At 43.0% G+C, this 21,212-nt stretch carries 19 protein-coding genes; 8 read left to right on the top strand and 11 right to left on the bottom strand.

The window, feature by feature from the left end:
* Positions 1-56 precede the first annotated feature (56 nt).
* Both EPX21_RS03530 and EPX21_RS03525 read left to right on the top strand, forming a co-directional pair.
* Positions 57-1,277, top strand: a complete 1,221-nt coding sequence (locus EPX21_RS03530) for an FtsX-like permease family protein (protein WP_134088304.1) — start codon at positions 57-59, stop codon at positions 1,275-1,277.
* Between the two features lie 387 nt (positions 1,278-1,664).
* On the top strand, positions 1,665-4,412 hold the full coding sequence (locus EPX21_RS03525; protein WP_134088303.1) for a M14 metallopeptidase family protein: 2,748 nt from the start codon (positions 1,665-1,667) through the stop codon (positions 4,410-4,412).
* 85 nt (positions 4,413-4,497) lie between these two features.
* Here EPX21_RS03525 and mazG read toward each other — a convergent pair whose 3' ends face one another.
* Both mazG and EPX21_RS03515 read right to left on the bottom strand, forming a co-directional pair.
* Positions 4,498-5,301: a nucleoside triphosphate pyrophosphohydrolase gene (gene mazG / locus EPX21_RS03520; RefSeq protein ID WP_134088302.1), complete on the bottom strand. Its 804-nt coding sequence runs from the start codon at positions 5,299-5,301 to the stop codon at positions 4,498-4,500.
* Between the two features lie 80 nt (positions 5,302-5,381).
* Positions 5,382-7,160, bottom strand: a complete 1,779-nt coding sequence (locus EPX21_RS03515; protein WP_134088301.1) for an aminopeptidase P family protein — start codon at positions 7,158-7,160, stop codon at positions 5,382-5,384.
* 208 nt (positions 7,161-7,368) lie between these two features.
* Between EPX21_RS03515 and EPX21_RS03510 the strand changes: the two genes are divergently transcribed.
* On the top strand, positions 7,369-7,812 hold the full coding sequence (locus EPX21_RS03510; protein WP_134088300.1) for a hypothetical protein: 444 nt from the start codon (positions 7,369-7,371) through the stop codon (positions 7,810-7,812).
* A gap of 49 nt (positions 7,813-7,861) precedes the next feature.
* Here EPX21_RS03510 and EPX21_RS03505 read toward each other — a convergent pair whose 3' ends face one another.
* On the bottom strand, positions 7,862-8,959 hold the full coding sequence (locus EPX21_RS03505; protein ID WP_134088299.1) for a mandelate racemase/muconate lactonizing enzyme family protein: 1,098 nt from the start codon (positions 8,957-8,959) through the stop codon (positions 7,862-7,864).
* A 238-nt stretch (positions 8,960-9,197) separates the two neighbouring features.
* On the opposite strand from EPX21_RS03505, the gene EPX21_RS03500 reads away from it, so the two are divergent.
* The 3 genes from EPX21_RS03500 (at position 9,198) to EPX21_RS03490 (ending at position 12,278) form a co-directional block, all read left to right on the top strand.
* Complete coding sequence (locus tag EPX21_RS03500; RefSeq protein ID WP_134088298.1) at positions 9,198-11,216, top strand: thioredoxin domain-containing protein; 2,019 nt, start codon at positions 9,198-9,200, stop codon at positions 11,214-11,216.
* A 28-nt stretch (positions 11,217-11,244) separates the two neighbouring features.
* A complete protein-coding gene (locus tag EPX21_RS03495) occupies positions 11,245-11,742 on the top strand; it encodes a peptidylprolyl isomerase (protein ID WP_134088297.1) in 498 nt (165 codons plus the stop codon).
* Between the two features lie 131 nt (positions 11,743-11,873).
* The gene (locus tag EPX21_RS03490; protein ID WP_134088296.1) at positions 11,874-12,278 is read left to right on the top strand and encodes an EVE domain-containing protein; all 405 of its coding nucleotides are present in this window, start codon (positions 11,874-11,876) and stop codon (positions 12,276-12,278) included.
* A gap of 105 nt (positions 12,279-12,383) precedes the next feature.
* Here the strand turns inward: EPX21_RS03490 and EPX21_RS03485 are convergent, their stop codons facing one another.
* Together EPX21_RS03485 and EPX21_RS03480 are read right to left on the bottom strand one after the other, a co-directional pair.
* Complete coding sequence (locus EPX21_RS03485; protein WP_134088295.1) at positions 12,384-12,902, bottom strand: acyl-CoA thioesterase; 519 nt, start codon at positions 12,900-12,902, stop codon at positions 12,384-12,386.
* A gap of 44 nt (positions 12,903-12,946) precedes the next feature.
* Positions 12,947-14,872 carry an ATP-binding cassette domain-containing protein gene (locus EPX21_RS03480; RefSeq protein ID WP_134088294.1) on the bottom strand — a complete coding sequence of 642 codons (1,926 nt, stop codon included), beginning with the start codon at positions 14,870-14,872 and terminating at the stop codon, positions 12,947-12,949.
* Positions 14,873-14,954: 82 nt separating this feature from the next.
* On the opposite strand from EPX21_RS03480, the gene EPX21_RS03475 reads away from it, so the two are divergent.
* On the top strand, positions 14,955-15,980 hold the full coding sequence (locus tag EPX21_RS03475) for a quinone-dependent dihydroorotate dehydrogenase (RefSeq protein ID WP_134088293.1): 1,026 nt from the start codon (positions 14,955-14,957) through the stop codon (positions 15,978-15,980).
* 93 nt (positions 15,981-16,073) lie between these two features.
* Here EPX21_RS03475 and queG read toward each other — a convergent pair whose 3' ends face one another.
* Positions 16,074-17,009, bottom strand: coding sequence for a tRNA epoxyqueuosine(34) reductase QueG (gene queG / locus EPX21_RS03470; protein ID WP_134088292.1), 936 nt, complete (start codon positions 17,007-17,009; stop codon positions 16,074-16,076).
* 212 nt (positions 17,010-17,221) lie between these two features.
* Between queG and EPX21_RS03465 the strand changes: the two genes are divergently transcribed.
* Positions 17,222-17,560: a Rieske 2Fe-2S domain-containing protein gene (locus tag EPX21_RS03465; protein WP_134088291.1), complete on the top strand. Its 339-nt coding sequence runs from the start codon at positions 17,222-17,224 to the stop codon at positions 17,558-17,560.
* Position 17,561: 1 nt separating this feature from the next.
* On the opposite strand, the gene EPX21_RS03460 is transcribed toward EPX21_RS03465, so the two are convergent.
* The 5 genes from EPX21_RS03460 to EPX21_RS03440 are packed head-to-tail and all read right to left on the bottom strand — an operon-like array spanning position 17,562 to position 21,212.
* Complete coding sequence (locus EPX21_RS03460) at positions 17,562-18,251, bottom strand: sulfite exporter TauE/SafE family protein (protein WP_134088290.1); 690 nt, start codon at positions 18,249-18,251, stop codon at positions 17,562-17,564.
* A gap of 26 nt (positions 18,252-18,277) precedes the next feature.
* A complete protein-coding gene (locus EPX21_RS03455; protein ID WP_166670670.1) occupies positions 18,278-18,691 on the bottom strand; it encodes a FixH family protein in 414 nt (137 codons plus the stop codon).
* A 43-nt stretch (positions 18,692-18,734) separates the two neighbouring features.
* Positions 18,735-20,129, bottom strand: coding sequence for a cytochrome c oxidase accessory protein CcoG (gene ccoG, locus EPX21_RS03450; RefSeq protein ID WP_134088288.1), 1,395 nt, complete (start codon positions 20,127-20,129; stop codon positions 18,735-18,737).
* A 26-nt stretch (positions 20,130-20,155) separates the two neighbouring features.
* Complete coding sequence (locus EPX21_RS03445) at positions 20,156-21,013, bottom strand: cbb3-type cytochrome c oxidase N-terminal domain-containing protein (RefSeq protein WP_134088287.1); 858 nt, start codon at positions 21,011-21,013, stop codon at positions 20,156-20,158.
* 19 nt (positions 21,014-21,032) lie between these two features.
* Positions 21,033-21,212 (bottom strand): hypothetical protein, encoded by a 180-nt coding sequence (locus EPX21_RS03440; RefSeq protein ID WP_134088286.1) that lies wholly within the window; start codon positions 21,210-21,212, stop codon positions 21,033-21,035.

The following is a 21,212-nucleotide window of genomic DNA, read 5'->3' as shown; positions in this document are numbered from 1 at the left end:
TTTTTAAAAAGACTTCAATTTTTACCTTTGCTAAGGTACAAAATATATTATCACACTTGAATTTTCCCTTATACTTAGCAAACCGGATTGCTAAAAGCGGTGCTCGAAGATACTCGAAACTGATAGTCAAAGTGGCTATTGCCGGCATTATGTTGGGCATTTCGGTTATGATACTCGCTATTGCTGTTTTAAAGGGTTTCAAAGGTAGTATTATTGAAAAAGAGAGAGGCTTCAACGGCGACATCACGGTTTATAAGCATAATTTGAATAGTGCATACGAAAGCTCGCCATTTCGCATCCGGCCGGATAGCCTACTTTTACTACAAAAAATCGATGGCGTCGAGCGATTAAATGCTTTTGCCACCAAACCAGGAATCATTAACGCGGAAGACGAGATAGAGGGCGTCGTGTTAAAGGGAATTGATAGTACCTACAACCAAGCGCATCTTCGCAAAATACTTGTTGAAGGGAATGTAATCAACTTTACAGATAGCATTCCTGCACAACAACAGATACTTATTTCCAGTTATACGGCAAATCGGCTGAAGCTTAAACTCGGAGACGATTTTTTGATGTACTTTGTTCAGGAGCCGCTTAGAAAGCGGAAATTCAAAATTGTAGGCATTTATAATCTAGGCGTTGAGGAGATCGACAAAACTTATGTGATCGGCGACATATCAATTATCAGACGCTTGAACAATTGGACCAACGATGAGGTAGGCGGCTATGAAATCACGACCACCAGCTTCGAAAACGTGGAAGATGTAAACGAAAAAGTGTTAGACATGCTGCCTATCCAATTATTATCGGTAAGCGTTGTTTCTCAATTTCCAGAAATATTTGATTGGCTGGCCCTGTTAGATATCAATTCCCAAATCATTCTAATTCTCATGATTTTAGTGGCCAGTATCAACATGATATCCGCACTCATCATCCTCATTTTAGAGCGCACTAATATGATTGGCATTCTCAAAGCACTTGGTCTTACTAATTTTTCCATCCGTAAGGTCTTTCTCTATAATGCACTTCGCCTCATTGGTTTCGGTTTACTACTGGGAAATATTCTAGGTATTGGTCTTTGCGTTGTACAATTTTACACCCATTTGTTCAAGTTGGATGAAAAAGATTACTATATATCATATGTGCCGATCAATATCAGCATACAAGACATCATATGGCTTAATGTAGGAACTGCCCTTTTATGTCTTTTGGCATTATTGGTACCATCCGGTTTGGTTAGCAGAATAACCCCCATTAAGGCCATCCGATTTAAATAATTTGGATGCATCTAGGGAGAACGAAAAATTATTTCTTTTATTTTTTTGCTTTTTAGTCATTTTTATATAAGATTGCACTAGCAATAACCAATCGTAAAGCCTTTTCATTGAGCTGCGGGCATTTTTATTCAATTATGATCTGAATATGGCCTTAGATAACTACTCAGTGAAGGATCCGGAAGTCCTTTCTTTACCGCGCTCAATACAAACCCTTCAGTTATATCAAGTCTATTCAGTTTCGCAAGGATTGCAAAATCCCACCCCCACGGCTGGCACACAATCCCATTAATAATGACGAGAAAAATGAGAAAGGCCTGGTTTGAGGACCGATAAACACACACCCTAAAAAGTAATAACCTTAATATATGCACACAATAATCTATTAATATGAGTTGGAAAAAGATCAAACTAGGTTTCATTTTGTATTTCTTAGTCGCCACGCAGCTGATGGCACAGAAAATCCCGAGCCCAAAAGAACATTTTGGCTTTGCCATAGGGGAGGACTATAAGCTTACCAATTACACCGAAACGGAGGCTTATTATAAAAAACTGGCAGCATTGTCTGATCGACTGAAATTAGTGGACATAGGGAAAACTGAAGAGGGGCGGACACAGTACATGCTGGTCATCACTTCGCCAAAAAACCTGCAACAATTGGAAACATTTCAGCGGATTGCGCAGAAAATGGCTCTGGCGGAAGACTTAGAGGATACGGAAGCACGCAATTTAGCCCTCCAAGGCAAAGCCGTGGTGTGGATAGATGGCGGTTTACACGCAACGGAAGTGGTCGGCACTAACCAACTTATCGAAACTGCCTATCAATTGCTTAGCCGAAATGATCCCGAAACTTTACATATCTTGGAAAATGTGATCACTTTATTGGTGAGCGCCAATCCAGACGGACACGAATTAGTCGGTAACTGGTATATGAAGGACAGTGATACATTAAAACGAAACACCAATGTTCCGGTTCTTTACCAGAAGTATATCGGCCATGATAATAACCGCGACTTTTACATTGCCAACATGAAAGAGTCATGGAATATGAACAGGCAGCTGTATCTGGAGTGGTTGCCGCAAATTATGTATAACCACCATCAAACGGGCCCTCCCGGCAGTGTACTCGCCGGTCCGCCTTACAGAGATCCCTTCAATTATGTGTTTGATCCTTTAATGATGACAGGCATAGACGCCTTAGGCGCAGCCATGTATAATCGCTTGAATGCAGAAAATAAACCGGGCTTTACCCGTCTTAAAGGATCTACCTTCAGCACTTGGTATAATGGTGGTTTGCGTACTACCACACAATACCACAATATGATCGGACTGCTGACAGAGATCATTGGGAATCCCACGCCCACCAGCATTCCGCTTGTTCCGGATCGCTTGATACCGAATGGGAATACACCTAACCCCGTACTTCCTCAATCCTGGCACTTCAGACAATCTATTGATTATTCGGTATCGTTAAATTATGCCGTATTGGACTATGCAGCAAGGTATAAAGAGGAGGTCTTATTCAATATTTACAGGATGGGTAAAAATAGCATTCTCAACGGCAGGAAAGATCATTGGACGCTTTATCCAAAATATATTGATTCGATAAAAACACAGTATAACCGCGATAAGGATGCCGGTCTGTTAAAAGCACAGCAGGAGGATTTAGGCTACTACGGGAACCGCGATAATATACCGATGAAATATTATGATGCTATTTTTAAGAATCCCGCCCTGCGCGACCCGAGGGCTTATATTATTTCAGCCGATCAGCGCGATTTCCCCACTGCGGTAAACTTTATCAATGCGCTATTGAAAACAGGTATAAAGGTGAATAAAGCAACGGCTCCTTTTACCGTTGGAACGAAACGTTATCCTGCCGGTTCCTACGTCGTTAAAACCGATCAGGCATTCCGCCCTCATGTGTTGGACATGTTTGAGCCGCAGAACTATCCAAACGATTTTGAATATCCCGGTGGGCCTCCTATTCGTCCATATGATGCCGCGGGGTGGACATTAGCCTTTCAAATGGGGGTTGAGTTTGACAGAATCTTTGATGCCGTTGATGTGCCACTTCAAATGGTTCCAAAAGGCGAATTACAAACAGCATCTGCGAAAGCGTTTCAAACGAGCCGGAACGGTTATTTATTAAGTTCGGCCGTAAATAACTCATTTATTGTCGTGAATGAATTATTGAAAAACAACGTGCCTGTTTATAGGATAAACACCTCATCAGAAAATCTGCCAAGTGGATCTTTTTATATTCCCGCCAAAGGCACAGAAATTTTGAAAAAAAACAGCCCGCTTTATGGAGTAGAAGTAATTGAGGCTACACAAAAGCCTGCACAGATACAGGAAATAAAAACAGGAAGAATTGCCCTTTTTGATCAGTACGGCGGCTCTATACCTTCAGGTTGGGTAAGATGGATCATGGAGCAGTACCATTTTGCTTTTCAACTTATTTATCCGCAAGAGATCGACGCAGGGAATTTGCACAAAAAGTATGATGCGATTTTATTTATCAGCGGAGGTATACCCAATGCAGAAGGTCAGTCCGAAAGGCGGCGCCTCCGTCAACCCGCTCCCGAAGAGATCCCCGAAAAATATCGATCGATGTTGGGAAGTGTCACTATCGATAAATCGATTCCACAACTGCGGGATTTTACCGAAAAAGGCGGGACCATCGTTACCGTCGGCAGCAGCACCAGCTTAGCCTACTTATTCAATCTACCCGTAAAAAATGCGTTGGTAAGCACCGATAAAGGAAAGGAACTCCCCTTACCGAATACGTCTTATTATATTCCGGGAAGCATTTTAACTACTAAAATAGATAGTACTAAAGAAGCAAATTGGGGAATGACCGAATATGCAGATATTGTATTCAATAATAGTCCGGTATTCAAAATCGATCCTGCGAAGCGTGACGAAGTGGAGGTGTTATCCTGGTTCGATACTGATAAACCGCTACATAGTGGCTGGGCTTGGGGACAGCAATATCTAAAGGGCGGTGTCACTTCTTTTGTGGCCTCTGTCGGGAAGGGAAAACTATATGCTTTCGGTCCTGAAATAACTTTTCGGGGGCAAGCACATAGTACCTTTAAATTATTGTTCAATACGCTTTATTCCAAACAACAGTGAAGAGTAACCTTGAATAGCGATTAAAAACGATGTATTACGGGTCGGTTTCTATAATGATAAACCGACCCGCTTATATAATAGAGCGTTACAACTGCTTTGCTTCGTTCCAATAAACATCCATTTCAGCCAAGGACATGTCTTTTAAATTCTTGCCGTTCTCCTTAGCTCTTTTCTCTAAATGATTAAACCGGTGAATGAATTTCTTGTTGGTTTTCTCTAAAGCATTTTCTGGATTGATCCCTAAAAATCTGGCGTAGTTAATCAATGAAAACAGAAGATCGCCGAATTCTTGTTCTGCTTTTTCTAATTCCACGGTCTCGCCTTTCGTGATGTCCAATTCGTTTCTGAATTCCTGTAATTCTTCCTCTACTTTCTCCCATACCTGACTTTTATCCTCCCAATCAAACCCAATACCCCTTGCCTTTTCCTGTATTCGATAGGCTTTCACCAACGCTGGCAAACTGTTAGGCACGCCCGCTAAGACAGAACGATTACCCTCCTTTAGTTTTAGTTGTTCCCAATTACGTTTTACATCATCTTCATTCGCTACTTCCACATCACCATAAATGTGTGGATGCCGACTGATGAGCTTATCGCATACGCTATTGAGCACATCAACGATACTGAAGTCGTCATTTTCTTCGGCTATACGCGCGTAAAAAACCAGATGCATCATAATGTCGCCCAGTTCTTTTTTGACCTCCGTTAGATCTTTGTCTAATATTGCATCGGCCAATTCGTAGGTCTCTTCAATCGTCAGGTGCCTTAACGACTCCATCGTTTGCTTTTTATCCCAAGGGCATTCCAAACGGAGGGTATTTAATACTTCCAATAATCTTTCGAAAGCTTTTGCCGGTGTGTCTTGTTTTACGGGTGCTATATGTGGCATGACGATAAATAGTTGTTTGTTGAAAAGAAGAGTCATTCTACCCAAAGCCGCTTTAACAGGAGCGGCTTTGGTTTTTTTGTTTATATAATTCGTGTTTTATCAGCTAACCACTGTTTTTCCGATTCTTCCAAGTGAGGCGACAAGCGTTCATAAACCATATTATTATACTGATTTAGCCAGTCGATATGTTTTTGATCCAGTAAAGCCTTATCCACCAAACTGATATCGATATAACATAAGGTTAACGTTTCAAAAGCCATAAATTCGCCAAATTCAGTCTCCTGATCACGAACACTCAACACCAAATTTTCAATCCGAATGCCGTAACGGCCTTCACGATATAAGCCGGGTTCAATCGATGTGACCATTCCCTCCTCAATCGCAATGTCAATGTTTGCGGTATTCAATACGTGTGGCCCCTCATGAACATTTAAGAAGAAACCTACGCCATGGCCCGTTCCATGCCCATAATTCCGGAGTCTATCCCAAAGTGGTTTTCGTGTGATTGCGTCTATCTGGTATCCTTTACTGCCTTTTGGAAAAATCGCGGTGCTACCTTCAATCATTGCTTTCAGCACCAGCGTATAGTCCGTTCTTTCGGTGTCCGTTGCAGCTCCTAAAGAAACGACACGGGTGATATCCGTCGTACCCGTTCTGTATTGCCCTCCAGAGTCCACAAGTAATAAACCTTCGGCTTTCAAGGTCGCCTTATTTTCTTCTGTGGCTTTGTAGTGAGGAAGGGCACCATGCTCCTTGTAGCCTGCTATGGTATCAAAACTTTCGTTTACAAATCCCGACTGTTCCTTTCTGAATGCCAAGAGTTTATCAGCAATACTGATTTCTGTAAGCGTCTCTTCTCCTACATGTTCCTCTAGCCATTTAAAAAACTTGGTAAGCGCAACGCCGTCTTTCACCATCGTTTGCCGTGTGTGTTCTGCTTCGATCTCGTTTTTACACGCTTTCAAACTCGTGCTTGGATTCAAAGCTTCAATGACATGTTCATATTGTGGTATTTGCGTATACACGGCATAACAGGTCCGTTTCGGATCCAGCAATACGGTTTCGCCTGCGGGTAACTGACCCAATACGTCTTCCAACGAATCATAATCGGCAAGCTGTACCCCTTGTTGTTCAAGTGCTGCAACATCGGCTTGTTTCAACTTCTCGCGGTCAATAAACAAAGTGGTTGCCTCCGGTTCAACAAGCGCGAAACTTAACACCACCGGATTGCATTTAACATCACTTCCTCTCAAATTAAAAAGCCACGCAATATCGTCCAAAGAAGAAATCAGGTGATGATCAACATTGAGTTTCCGCATCGCCTCCCTTACTTTGGAGATTTTTTCAGCGACACTAGCCCCAACAAGTCCACTTTCGAGTATATAGGCTTGTTCTTTAGGTAGTTGTGGCCGATCTGTCCATATCGCTTCCAACAGATCGACAGTTCCGTTGATTAACACCTTACGCGGTTGCAACTGGCTAATCAATTGTTTAGCGACCGAGACGGACGCTAATTTTCCATCGAATGCTACTGTATTTCCTGCATGCAAACGTTCGGCTAACCAGTCTATATATTCTGCAACGCCTTGTGTTTTGAGCTTCACCAGTTCAAAACCGCTGTTTTTTAATTGGTCAGCGGCCTGTACAAAATAGCGTGAATCCGTCCATAAGCCGGCAAAGTCTTGTGTAATAACGACCGTCCCGGCAGAACCGGTGAAGCCGGAAACGAAGGCAATACATTTGAAGCGATCCGGAAGATACTCGCTAATATGTGGATCGGATGAAGGGATAATATAGGCGTCTATATGCTGATCCGTCATCTGCTCGCGGATAGCGGCCAGCTTCTCTAAATATGTCATAATATATGTAGATTTTTGCGCAATTTACTAATTGTGGCACCATTAATCAGTATTTTTTGTAAAATTGTCAAAAACATTAAGGGCTTATGTAGCGTTAATTTCGGCCAAAACTAAGCAGGTAGCCGACCGAAAACGCTTTTGTAAGTGAGAATATCTACCTTTATAGCGGTCGAACATATAAATGCGATGGCTCAAAAAACTATTGAAAATGAAACAGATATCTTTTAGAATCGGCGTACCAATGGTAGCAGTCCTTACAATACTTTTGTCTTGTACGACTAAAAGAGGACAGCAGGCAGCGGTCGACTGCCCACCGAAAGCATGTACAATGGAGTTTCGCACCGTGGGAGTTGTCTTCACCGACAGTAGCGGTGATACGCTACAAGTCAAAAATTTTTCGGCTAGGCTTAAGTCAAAAGGAGAAAAGCTTCCCAGTGCAGAAAGCGAATCAGCGACCACGTTAAATCAGTTTTATTTGGTGGCCACTGATGGCGATAAAAGCGTCCTTAGTATACAGGGAGATACCGTACAGGTTAGCGCCACACATCCGGCTACCGGACAAACAAAAACAACGGATTTTGTGATAAGCGGCGGACGCTGCGAGTGTCACATTAATAAAGTTTCGGGTCCGGAAAAGATCACGTTTGAATAAGCAGGTTTGGTCGGCTTCCAGTCATCGCAAGCCTGGAAGCCAATACGACTTAAACCAGCCAGCGTTCACACTGTTTCAAAAAGGACGGGTCGACGTCGGCGCCAATGCCGGGCCTTTCTCCTAAGCTAACGTCGTAACCGTTAAATTTTACACCTCCCACAATTGGATCTTCTAAATGCCCAATCATACAGGTGTCCATATCGTGATATACAACACCTTCGCAAGCATAGGCAAGGTGAACGTTTGCTGACAAAGCCAAACGGCTTTCCAACATACCACCTATCATACAGGGCACTCCCTGTTGTTTGGCAACCCGATGTATTTTCAACGCTTCATGTATACCGCCGGATTTGGCCAACTTAATGTTAATGGCATCACAACTGTGCGTACCGATCAGGCGCTCAGCATCATGATGATCGTAACAACTCTCATCGGCCATAATAGGAATGGATACATTTTCCCTTAATGCAGGTAATAAATGGTCGCAATAGGTACGCATCGGTTGTTCGCAAAATTGGATGTTAAGGGTTGCAAGAGCCGACAGCACCTCCACGGCAGCTTCATAGCTCCAGCCTTGATTGGCATCCAAGCGAATCGGAATGTCATCGCCGATTGCTTGGCGTATGGCGCGTATCCGATGGATATCTTCCCTTGGCTCTTTACCCAATTTTACTTTTAATATAGACGCCCCATTTTTAACAAAAGATAAAGCTTTCTCTGCCATCGCATCAGGCGTACCAATACCCACGGTAATATCCGTCGTAATTGGTTTAACTGCGCCTCCCAAAAATTCGTAAAGAGGCTTGTCTTCATGCTTGGCTGCAAGGTCGTACAGGGCCATGTCGAATGCACTTTTTATAGTAGCGTTTCGAGCTATATAAGCATCAAGATCGGCTAAACGTTCTTCCAATGAGAGGGCGCTTTTACCTTTCCAAATACGAGCAAAGTCCCGAGCAAGTGCCAAACAGGTGTCTTGTGTCTCTCCAACAATCATTGGAAAGGCAGAGCACTCGCCATATCCAATCAGCCCTACATCGGTATAAACCTTTATTAAGGTGTTCTGTGCGTAATCCATCGTGCCCGTTGCTATAACAAAAGGCTCCATTTTAATACTAAATCTAAAAATCTCGATATGTGATATGAGCATGGTTGAAAAATAAAGACCTAAAAGTAAAAATTTTAAAGTGGAAATGATAAGGCTTCTTTCTTTTATCTAAAAAACACCTTTGGCCTTGTTTGTGTTAATAAGCTGGGATCGGATATTATTTTTTGCTCAGCACTCATAAAGAATATGCGAACCAGGTCAATAAAAAGGCGGGACGGCGCATTAATACACACATTTCTGCGATCGTAAAACCAAAAATGCTACCTTTACAGATATTATTATGGCAAATCATCTTCAAAACGAAAGCTCTCCATACCTTAAACAGCATCAACATAATCCGGTAGATTGGTATCCTTGGGACGATGAAGCCTTTCGGAAAGCCAAGGCAGAGAATAAACTCCTTATTGTTAGCATCGGGTATTCTGCCTGTCATTGGTGTCACGTCATGGAAAGAGAAAGCTTTGAAAACGAAGAGGTTGCACAAGTAATGAATAGTAATTATGTCTCTATAAAAGTAGATAGAGAAGAACGGCCGGATATCGACCAGATCTATATGACGGCCGTGCAGCTTATGACAAACAGTGGCGGATGGCCCTTAAATTGCATTTGTTTGCCTGATGGCAGACCGCTTTACGGGGGCACCTATTTTCGGCCGGCAGACTGGGTAAATGTGCTGAATCAGATACAGGCACTGTGGACAAACGAACCTCACACAGCAATTGATTATGCAGAAAGGTTGGCGCAAGGAATTACCGACAGCGAAACATTTAGCATCAATCGCATTCCTGAAAAGTACAATCCGGAAGATTTACAGGATATTGTCAAACCATGGCAGGCCATGTTCGATCCAACTTACGGCGGATATCAACGCGCGCCTAAATTTCCCTTACCTAACAATTGGCTTTTCTTCCTTCGTTACGGTCATTTAGCAGCAGACAAGGAAATCCTAGACCACACGCATTTTACGTTAAAACATCTCGCCGCCGGTGGAATCTATGATCAAGTGGGGGGCGGATTTGCTAGGTACGCGGTCGACAAAGAATGGCATATCCCACATTTCGAGAAAATGCTTTATGACAATGCGCAACTGGTAAGTCTATATTGCGAAGCCTATTTGCAGAAGCAAGATCCCGTCTACAAAAGGGTAGTCGAAGAGACACTGGAGTGGGTTAGCCGCGAGATGAGTTCGGAAGACGGCGCCTTTTTCAGTGCACTTGACGCGGATAGCGAAGGCGTGGAAGGCAAGTTTTACACTTTTCAGCTGGTAGAATTGGAACAGGTACTAGGGGAGGATGCGGACTTATTTATTCAGTATTTTTCCGCCACAGCCAATGGCAACTGGGAAGAGGAGCGAACCAATGTCCTGAAAACTGAAATTGACGCTGACAAACTGGCAGTGGAGGCCGGATATAAGCCCGACGAATGGCAAGACTACTTGGCTACCATTAAAAAAAGGTTGCTAAGTTATAGAGAACAGCGAACGAGACCTGGTCTCGATGATAAGATTTTAACAAGTTGGAACGCGATGATGCTGAAGGCTCATTTAGACGCATATCGAACTTTTAATAAGGAGCAGTACCTTGTCGCGGCAAAAAAGAATGCGACCTTTATCGTTGATAATCTGATGACATCGGACGGTGCCCTTTCGCACCAGCCAAAAACTCCTTTTAGGATGACTATCGGCTTTTTAGACGACTACGCGTTTGTCATAGAGGCGTTTATTACGCTCTATGAGACGACGTTTGACAAAGCGTGGCTCGATAAAGCGAAATCCCTAAGTGATTATGTTATTGAACATTTTTTCGATAGAAATTCGTTCGCTTTCTATTACACCTCCGATTTAGCCGATGTCCTGATCACCCGAAAATATGAGGTATTGGATAATGTAATCCCGTCCTCAAATTCGGTGATGGCCCATCAGTTATATAAGTTAGGCGCAATTTTTGATAATGTCACCTATAGTGAGATTTCAGCCCAATTGCTGGCTAACGTTTTCCCGCAGATTAAAACATACGGTTCCGCCTATTCAAATTGGAGTATCCGGCTGCTTGAAGAAATTTACGGATTCAATGAAATAGCAATTACTGGTCCGGATGCGCCTGTACTACGTAGTGAAATAGATCAGCGTCTTTATATTCCCAATAAGGTTATATTGGGGGGAAACACAGAAAACCTTCCCCTTTTAAAGGACAGGATCACAGCGCGCAATCTAATTTATGTTTGCAAAAACAATACATGTAGTTTACCAGTTGATAATTTGAAGGACGTAGAAAAATTAATTTTTAAACCGGAAATCTGATAAAACAGGTTTCCATAATTTTACAAAAATGACCATTACACCAAACAGCGTCGTAGCGCTTACTTACAAATTGCACGCAATCAACAACGGAGAGAAAGAGTTTGTTGAAGAGGCAGACAAATCCAATCCGCTTGTTTTTCTATATGGGGTAGGAATGATGTTGCCGAAATTCGAAGAGAACATTGAAGGTCTTAAGCAAGGCGATACCATTGATTTCGAACTCGTTGCAGCTGATGCATATGGTGAGAAAGATGAAAGTGCTGTTGCCCAGTTGCCAGCCGATATGTTTAAAGAGTCGGGCATTCCTCCCGTGGGAGAAATCCTTCCCCTGCAAGATAATCAAGGCAACCAATTCCGCGCTAGAGTGGTAGAGGTGAGCCCCGAAGCCGTAGTAGTTGACTTGAATCACCCTATGGCAGGACAAAATTTACATTTTGACATTGAGATCTTAAACGTTCGTGAGGCTACCGAAGAAGAGTTGTCGCACGGACATGCCCATGGAGTAGACGGGCATAGCGGACATTAAAATTTAAAATTTCTTGTTCTTTTAAAAGGAGCGCTTACCGGTGCTCCTTTTATTTTGACCTAAATCGCCATTTAAGCCCCTTTAAACGCTTCTTTTTCTTATATTCGCAGCAATCTTAGTACTTACATTATATGAACTATTTCCTAGTTAAATCAGAACCGTTTAAATACAGTTGGGAGCAATTTTTAGAAGACAAACAAACGTTTTGGGACGGCGTACGAAACTATCAGGCGCGCAACAATTTGCAGGCAATGAAAAATGGGGATTTGGTGCTTTTTTATCATAGCAATGAAGGGAAAGAAGTAGTGGGAATTGCTAAAGTCGTCAAAGAGGCTTACCAGGATCCCACCACAAATGATGAGCGGTGGGTGGTTGTTGATTTAGCACCTTTCGAAACCTTGAAAAATCCCGTGACCTTGGAAACTATAAAGGCAGATCCACAATTGCAAAACATTGCACTCGTTAGACAGGGGCGCTTATCTGTGATGCCATTGGCTCGCGAGGAATTCGATCGCATCATAGAGCTCAGTAACTAATTGCGCTGAAACAGCGCCTGAGCTCTTGAAGATTGGCTCTAAGCCAATATTCGCTATAATAGATGAATGACCTTACAACGAGCGGCGTTAGGCAACCGATTATTTCTAATTGAGTTGATTGAAGAAGTTGGATAGCTCAGTGGCTTCTGCCGGTTTCATTTTGCCTGCAAGGATTAAACGCAACTGACGCCGCCTCAATGCACCGTCGAACAGTTCTTTCTCTTCTTCCGTTTCAGGAACTAATTCAGGTACAGCAATGGTCCGCGAATTTTGATCGATGGCAACGAAGGTATAAAAAGCTTCATTCGATTTGATTCTGCTACCGGAGGGGATGTTCTGCGCATACACCTGAAGCCTAACTTCAACCGACGTGTTAAAAGCCCTTGTCACTTGCGATTCAATACTGATGACATCCCCTAGTTTAACCGGATGCCGAAACGATACATTATCGACCGAAGCCGTTACCACGATTCGATTGCAATGTTTTTGAGCCGATATAGCAGCAGCTATATCCATCCAATGTAGTAACCGCCCTCCCATTAAATTATTAAGGGTGTTGGTGTCATTTGGTAATACCAGCTCATTCATAATGGTGAATGATTCCTTCGCAAATTTTTTATTCATGGGTCAAAGATAGGCAATCGCCGTCAATATCAATTCCTATAGGCTTATACACTTTCATATGCCAATATTTCTTCTGCCAACTTTTCCCATTTTTCTTGGAATGCTGCTAATTCTGCTTTTTTATTGCTGTAGCGTAAATTGACTTCTTTTAGTTGCTCGGCATCACTGTACAACTTCTCGTCGGCTAACTGTTCTTCAAATGCCGTGATCTCCTTTTCTATACTGGCCACCTTTTCTTCTAAAGAGGCCAATTCCTTATTCAATTTCTGCAGCTGCTTGTTTTTATCGACCGCTTCAGAGTTGGTATTGTTGCTTTTTTTACTTTCTTCTTTCTTTACAGGAGCTTGCGCTGATGCCTTTTCCTTTACCGTTGGCCGCTTCGACGACCATTCTTCATACTCCTTATAAGTGCCCGGATATTCTTTGATTTCCTGATTTTCAATATACCAAATCTTATTGGCTACGTTGTCCAAAAAGTAGCGATCGTGCGATACAGTAATCAATGTTCCTTCATATTGTTGAAGGGCTTGAATCAGAATATTAACCGATTGAATATCCAAATGGTTGGTCGGCTCATCTAAAATCAAAAAATTGGCGTCGGCTGTCAGTGCTTTTGCCAAGGCTACGCGCGACTTTTCACCTCCCGAAAGCACTTTGATCTTTTTAAAGGCATCATCCCCGGTGAAGAGGAAACATCCCAAAATTGACCGCAATTCGGTCTCTGTATGCTTCGGAGCGAAGGCTTGTAATTCCTGAAGGATCTCGTTTTCTAAATGAAGCGCTTCCAGTTGATGCTGCGCAAAGAATGTGGTCGTAACATTATGCCCCGTCTCGCTCTTTCCCTCAAAATCTTTATCGGCGTTAGCAATGATGCGCAGCAGCGTTGACTTTCCTTTACCATTGGCACCAATCAACGCAATCTTATCGCCTTTTTCAATAACCGCATGGGCATCCTTTAAAATTGGTACTCCTGGATAAGCTTTGGTAATATGTTCTAAACGGACAACGTGGCGTCCCGATTGTTTACTGAATTTAAAGCTAAAGTTAACAGTAGGATTGTCGTCATCTACATCATCAACACGTTCCATTTTCTCGAGCGCTTTGATACGCGATTGCGCCATCTTTGCTTTGCTCGCTTTCGCACGGAAACGCTCAATTAAACGCTCCTCCTGCTTAATTTTTGCCTGCTGGTTTTTAAATTGTCCGGCTTGGATCTCATTCCGCAAAGCCTTCTCTTCTAAATAAAAACTATAGTTACCGGCGTATAAAGTAAGTTTTCCTTTTCGCGACTCTACCGTTTTATTAATCACCCGATCGAGAAAATAACGGTCGTGGGAAACGATTACGATAGCACCCTCAAATGCCTGCAAATAGGTTTCCAACCATTTAATAGAGGGTAAGTCCAAGTGATTCGTTGGCTCATCAAGCAATAAGATGTCCGGCGCCTGCAACAAAATCCGCGCTAACATCACACGCATGCGCCATCCTCCCGAGAATTCGGAGAGCTTTCTGTTTTGTTGCTCCTCATCGAATCCGAGGCCTGCCAAAATCTCATGTGCCCTATACTCGATATTGTAGCCGTCCAAAGCCTCAAACTCCATCTGTTTGTCGCTCAACTTATTGATCAGGTCCTCACTATAATCGGTCTCCATCTTTTTAAGCAGCGACTCAATCTCCGTATGCAGCTGATTCTGCCGTCCAAAAGCCTCCATGGCCACATGTAAGATACTTTTTTCGGATTCGTAGGACAATAAATCTTGATTTAAATAACCTATCTTTAGGTCCTTTGCCATCGATATTGTCCCCGAGGTAGGGGTATATTCGCCTACTATGATACGCAACAGTGTCGTTTTACCTGTTCCATTGGCACCAATAAGCCCTACTTTATCACCTGGTTTTATATGCCAATTCGCATCGTCATACAATGCTCTGGCTCCTATCTCGAAAGTTAAATTATTTATAGCTATCATAGCGGCTGCAAAAGTACGAATTTTTTTATGTTGACTACGTCAGCTAATTGTTTCATTGCCTATTTTTCATCATCTTTGCGCCATGTATAAACTCGTCAAACCATTTTTTTTTCTAATGAACCCGGAAACAGCACATCATAATGTGACCGGGGGCTTAAAAGCTGCAAATAAAATATGGGGAGGAAGTAAACTGATCAGAGCGGCCTTCACTTACGAAGATCCGCGTTTACAAAGGACAGTTTTTGGTTTGACATTTAAAAACCCGGTAGGCCTTGCCGCTGGTTTTGATAAAAACGCCGAATATGTTGATGAGTTGGTCGACTTAGGCTTCGGCTTTATCGAGATCGGGACGGTTACTCCGAAACCACAACCAGGTAACGACAAGCCTCGAATGTTTCGCTTAACGGCCGATGAAGCGCTGATTAATCGAATGGGCTTTAACAATCAAGGGGTAGACGTGGCCGCGACGAGGTTAAAATTCCTGAAGAAAAGGGGAGATGTTATCATTGGCGGAAACATCGGAAAGAATAAATTAACCCCAAATGAAGATGCTGTAAAGGACTATATTCTGTGTTTCGATGCGCTTTTCGATGTGGTCGATTACTTTGTGGTAAATGTCAGCTCGCCGAATACACCTGGCTTGCGAGACTTGCAGGAAAAAGAGCCGCTTACACACATCCTAAATACGTTACAACAGCGTAATTTGAAAAATGGCATATCCCGTCCCATTCTATTGAAAATAGCGCCCGATTTAACCAACAGTCAGTTAGATGATATTGTCGAAATTGTAACAAGAACCGGTATAGCAGGCGTAATTGCGACAAACACCACCATTTCCAGAGAAGGCCTTCATGCCCCTGAAAAGTTAAAAAATGAACCGGGAGGTCTTAGCGGGAAGCCGTTAACAAAACGCTCAACAGAAGTGATCCGGTACCTTTCTGAAAAATCAGCTAAGGCTTTTCCGATCATTGGTGTCGGCGGTATCCATAGTGAAGCCGATGCAATGGAAAAACTGGCTGCAGGTGCCTCGCTTGTGCAGTTATACACCGGTTTTATCTATGAAGGCCCTGCTTTAATAAAACGCATCTGTAAAAAGTTAATTAGTTAAAAAGGGAAAATACTGACTCATTCTAGGTATCAGGTAATCGGTAAAGCTGGGAGGTATTAACAATTTCCCTACTCCTTACTATTCCACTATCACTCAACGATTACCCAAAAATTTGATATTTCTCGTCAGACCCGAAAATTTTGCACGCTTGACAGCCGATTTCTTGAAAACGCGCTGAAAAGTTTCTTCGGTAATTTCCTCCCAATCCTGCTTCGTCATCTCCAATAAGTCCGGATGGGGCTTAAAGGCCTCTTCTTGATGAGGTTCTGCAAAACGATTCCACGGGCAAACATCCTGACATACATCACATCCAAACATCCAATTATCCATCTTTCCAACAAAATCATCCGGGATCTCATTTTTAAGTTCTATCGTCAAATAAGAGATGCACTTGCTTCCATTTACAATCTGCGGCGCAACGATAGCCTCAGTTGGACAAGCGTCTATACAGCGAGTACAGGTTCCGCAATAATCCTTTGTAGCGGCGACGTCATAAGCAAGCGCTACATCAACTATCAATTCACATAAAAAAAAGAAAGAGCCTTGTTGTCTGTTGATTAAATTACTGTTTTTGCCAATCCAACCTAATCCCGACCGCTTGGCCCAGGCACGATCTAATACAGGTGCCGAATCGACGAAAGCTCTTCCACCCACTTCTCCGATTTCATCTTGCATCACGTGCAGAAGCGACTTGAGTTTTTCTTTGATGACCGTATGGTAGTCCATACCATAGGCATATCGGGATATTTTCGGTGAATCCTTATCTTTTTGTAAGTCAGCCGTGTAATAATTAAAACCTAATGAAATAATCGACTTGGCATCGTCAACTAAAAGACGTGGATCCAGCCGTTTGTCAAAATGGTTTTCCATATAGTGCATTTCTCCATGCATCTGCTCCTTTAACCATTTTTCTAAACGGGGCGCTTCCTCCTCTAAAAACTCGGCTTTAGCAATGCCACAGAAAACGAAACCTAAACGTTTCGCTTCTTCCTTGATCAATTTAGAGTATCTCTCCGCCGCCGTTAACATAATGCAAACTTAACTAAACTGGGCTTTATATCCAATGCTGTTCATCTCGACAACCCATTACCAGCCAAACATATCGCTTCCTTTGATTGTAGGAAGGTATCAGGTCTTCCATCAATTAGCAGTTTAATAATTTTTCATTAAATTCACCTAAAGAGAATGATTCAGCATATAGCACGGAGCAATCAGAAATGACCAATAACAAATAATAAAGCATGATCCATTGGTATAAAATCGACAAAGCATCGATGCCAGCATTAAATAGCATTACCAAGCTCAGCATTGCTGGGAAAACAATTTGTCTGGTCAATTACGACCAGGAGCTTTTTGCCGTGGCCTGGAAATGCCCACATGCCGGCGCGGATTTGAGTACAGGCTGGTGTGAAAACAAACAGTTAATATGTCCGTACCACCGCCATGCTTTTGATCTGTCAACCGGCCGCGGCGCAATAGGACAGGGCAATTATATTAATACCTATAGCTTGGAAAAAAGGGGAGACGACTGGTTTGTCGGAATGAAAAGCAGCTTTTTTAAACGGCTATTTCGAAAATAAACTACCGACAGAACATGCCGCCTGATTCTGGATAGAGAAGCGGACTTAAGTAGGCGATGTTAAGGTTAGCACCTCGAAGGATAAACCAAATGCCCATAACCAAAAACAGCACAGGAAGGAGACTCGCAAATCGCACCTTTAGGTGTCGCCCCATGAAGTAACGGCCAAAAGTAGTTGTTAAAAGCAATAATGGCATAGTTCCCAGTCCGAATAACGCCATGAAAAGGGCACCGTTTAAGGGAGATCCCGTGTTTAGCGCGGTGGCCAAGGCTAAATAAACCATTCCGCAAGGCAAGAAACCATTCAATATGCCTACCATAAAGTGGCCTCCGGGGCGTCGCAGCCAAAAACCCATTTTATTTAACAGCGGTTGAATGAAAGCATCTCCGTAAGAGCGGCGTCCAAAACCATAGCGCTGCATAAAATAGAAAAATGCCAGTAAAACCAAGATGCTCCCGCTGAGCAAACTTGCATATTGCTGCCATCCTTTTAGAGCGGCCCCTGCACCAAGCATCCCTAACAGAAAACCTAAAAAACTGTAACTCAAAATCCTGCCAGACTGATACAGCAATTGAGGACTCAAATGATGAAACCAAGAACCGCCTTCGATAGGCAATGCAAACATCAGCGGCCCGCACATCCCTACGCAGTGCACACTGGCTATCAATCCGATGAAAAAGGCAAGTACCATATATTCAGGGTGTTTACAGATTTATTTTAATTTAAATACAGATTTTCCTCCTGGAAATAAGATCTCGTATTACTTTCCCAACTTAACTTAATATGCCATAAGCCTTGCTTAAGGCGGCCGAGGGGAACTGTGTAGGACGACTGTAGGGTAGAAAACGGGATTTGTTGGTCTAATGACCTGTTGGAAGGTCTTAAGAATTCAATCGTCCCTTTATTGTTGACTTCGGCAAACGAAATCACCAAGCTGTCACCCAAAATGTCTAAACTCACTTTCCGCTGATAGCGAACAACGTTCTCTTTCTTTTCATAGGCTTGTTCATAGTTTAAACCCTTTTCGTAATAATCTGCCTCTTCCAAACTGTCTGTGTCTTTGCTTACCATGTAAATGCCGGTAGCTACAATGGATGACATGGCTAATGCCATCCCTATTACAATCTTCATTCCCCAGTTCATATGGTGTTATCTAAATTTACAGTCTACTCTTTCAGTTCGCCCCTCTTTGCTGAGCTACCGGAGGCGCCACGAAGTTCGTTTTCATTTTCTTTATCACCTTTCCTTCGGAGCCGATACAGAGCTTCACGCTGGTTTTGTAGGTGCCAACTTCTTTTTTCGGTATAATAAGGAATAGAGAAAATCGCAGCGTTTCGCCTGCAGCCAACATCTTTTTATCGCTCAACACTTGTACCTGAAAGCGTCTGTCTGCACTGCTGATCCCAAAAGGAATCTTCTTAGACGACTTGTTCGTAAGTTCCATATTATATAAATTGGTCACCGTCCCATCATCTCTGAAAATATAGCTGGTGCCGCTCGCTCTGAGTAAGGTTCCGTCCACAACACTTCTATTTAAGATCAAACCGCAAAAAATTCCGACGAGCACCAATAATACTACGCTGTACGCAATGGCTCGCACATTCTTCTTCCGTTCAGGGCCAAATTCGATTTCCTTTTGCGAATAGAACCCTATCAGTCCTTTCGGTCGGCGAACCTTCTCCATAACACCGTCACAGGCGTCCATACAGGCCGTGCAATTAATGCATTCCATCTGTATTCCGTTTCTGATATCTATTCCGGTAGGACAGACCTGAACACATAAGTTGCAGTCCACACAATCCCCCAGCGTTTTGTCCGCCTGCGCTTTTCGAATGCTACCGCGAGGCTCTCCACGCCTATAGTGATATGCGACAGAAATGCTTTGGTCGTCTAAAAGCACACCTTGCAATCGGCCGTAAGGACAAATAGTGGTGCATACTATTTCCCTCGCAAAGGCAAATACCGCATAAAAGACGAGCGTAAACAACATGATGGACACAAAACCGGCAAAATGACTTTGCACAGGATCAGTGATGATGCCTACAAGTGCATCAACGCCAATGATATAGCTTAAAAAAAGGTTCGCAATCAGAAAGGAAATCAAAAAGAAGACAGCATGCTTCGATACCTTTTTTATAAGTTTTTCCTTTGTCCAACTCCCCTTGTTCAGCCGTCGCTGTTGATTCGCATCACCCTCGATCCAGTACTCTATACGTCGGAAAATTAACTCCATAAAAATGGTTTGCGGACAAGCCCAACCGCACCAGATCCTACCATATACTACCGTAAATAGCACAATACAAACCATGGCAATCAGCATTCCAAACACGAAAATGTGCAGATCCTGCGGATAGAAAACCGAACCGAAGACAAAGAACTTGCGCTCAATAATTTTGAACATAAGCAATGGCTCTCCACCTATTTTAAGGAAGGGCGCCGATAGGAGCAATGCTAATAAAGTGTATCCGACGTATTGCCTATATGCGAAATAACTGCCCGACACTTTTTTGGCGTAGATCCACCGACGCTTTTCCTTTTGCGCATCAACCGATAAAGACGTGCTCTTCATGTGCTTTGCTTATTAACTTTCAATCATTAGTTCACCACGCTCGCCTCTGTATCGAGATCGCCCTGAGGCGCTTTAGCGTTTGGTGGCGTGGTACCTTGCAGCGACAAAATGTAATTGGCCACTTGAGCGATCTGTCCCGGCGACAATTGTTGTTCCCAGGCAATCATACCCTTATCCGGAACACCTCGTTTAATTGTCTTGAATACGGCTTTAATGCTACCGCCATGTAACCAGTAGGCATCCGTTAGGTTAGGTCCAATTCCGCCTTCGCCCAGCGCCCCATGGCAAGCAACGCAATTTTGATTAAATACAGCCTTGCCTTCCGCCAAGATTTCGGCACTATTGTCTATTTCTACCGTGTTTTCGTCTACATTATTGGCTTGACTGGCCAGGTATACTTGACGCTCCTTTTCCGCTACTAACATTTCCTGCTGATATTCGTCGTCCTGATTCAATCCCCAGCCAAAAACATGATATACGGAAAAGTAAACCAGACCAAAGACCATTGTTGCATAAAAAAGTCCCATAAACCACACTGGAGTGGGATTGTCCAATTCTTTAATACCGTCATAGGCATGGTCAATCAATAAGTCCTCTTCCTCTGCCAAGGGCCGCAGTCCCATTAGTTTGTTCCACCGCATTTTCAAGCGCTCACGTCGCTCCGCTTTTCTTGCCTTAGCGCTAGCGGCTTCGCTTAACTCGATCTCGGGCATGGTGACACGAATAAGGGTCTTAAACGCTTTGTGCAACACAACAGCTGCGACCAACACAAGCAAGGCTACTACCAAAAGGGTAATAATTAAGATATCCCGATGGATATTTCCGCTACCAAGGCTGTTTTCCACAGCTGCGACAGGATCTATCCGTAATAAAAAATTGTTCATACGATGCTGTTGTTTTTAGTCAGTTAATACCTTGTCTGGCTTCCTCTTCTTCCAATGGGAGCTGACTCATATAATCGCTATAAGGCTTGCGCATTCTAAAAAGCAACACAGCAACCAGAATAAAGAAGACAAGGAATATCCATAGGGAGATAATAAGGTACCACTCATTACCTCCTAAATCAGTTATTTGCTTAAACAT

It is taken from the genome of Olivibacter sp. XZL3 (assembly GCF_004368405.1).
Lineage (GTDB): Bacteria > Bacteroidota > Bacteroidia > Sphingobacteriales > Sphingobacteriaceae > Olivibacter.
Note: the sequence above shows the minus strand (reverse complement) of the source record. Positions and strands in the feature narration are given on the sequence as shown.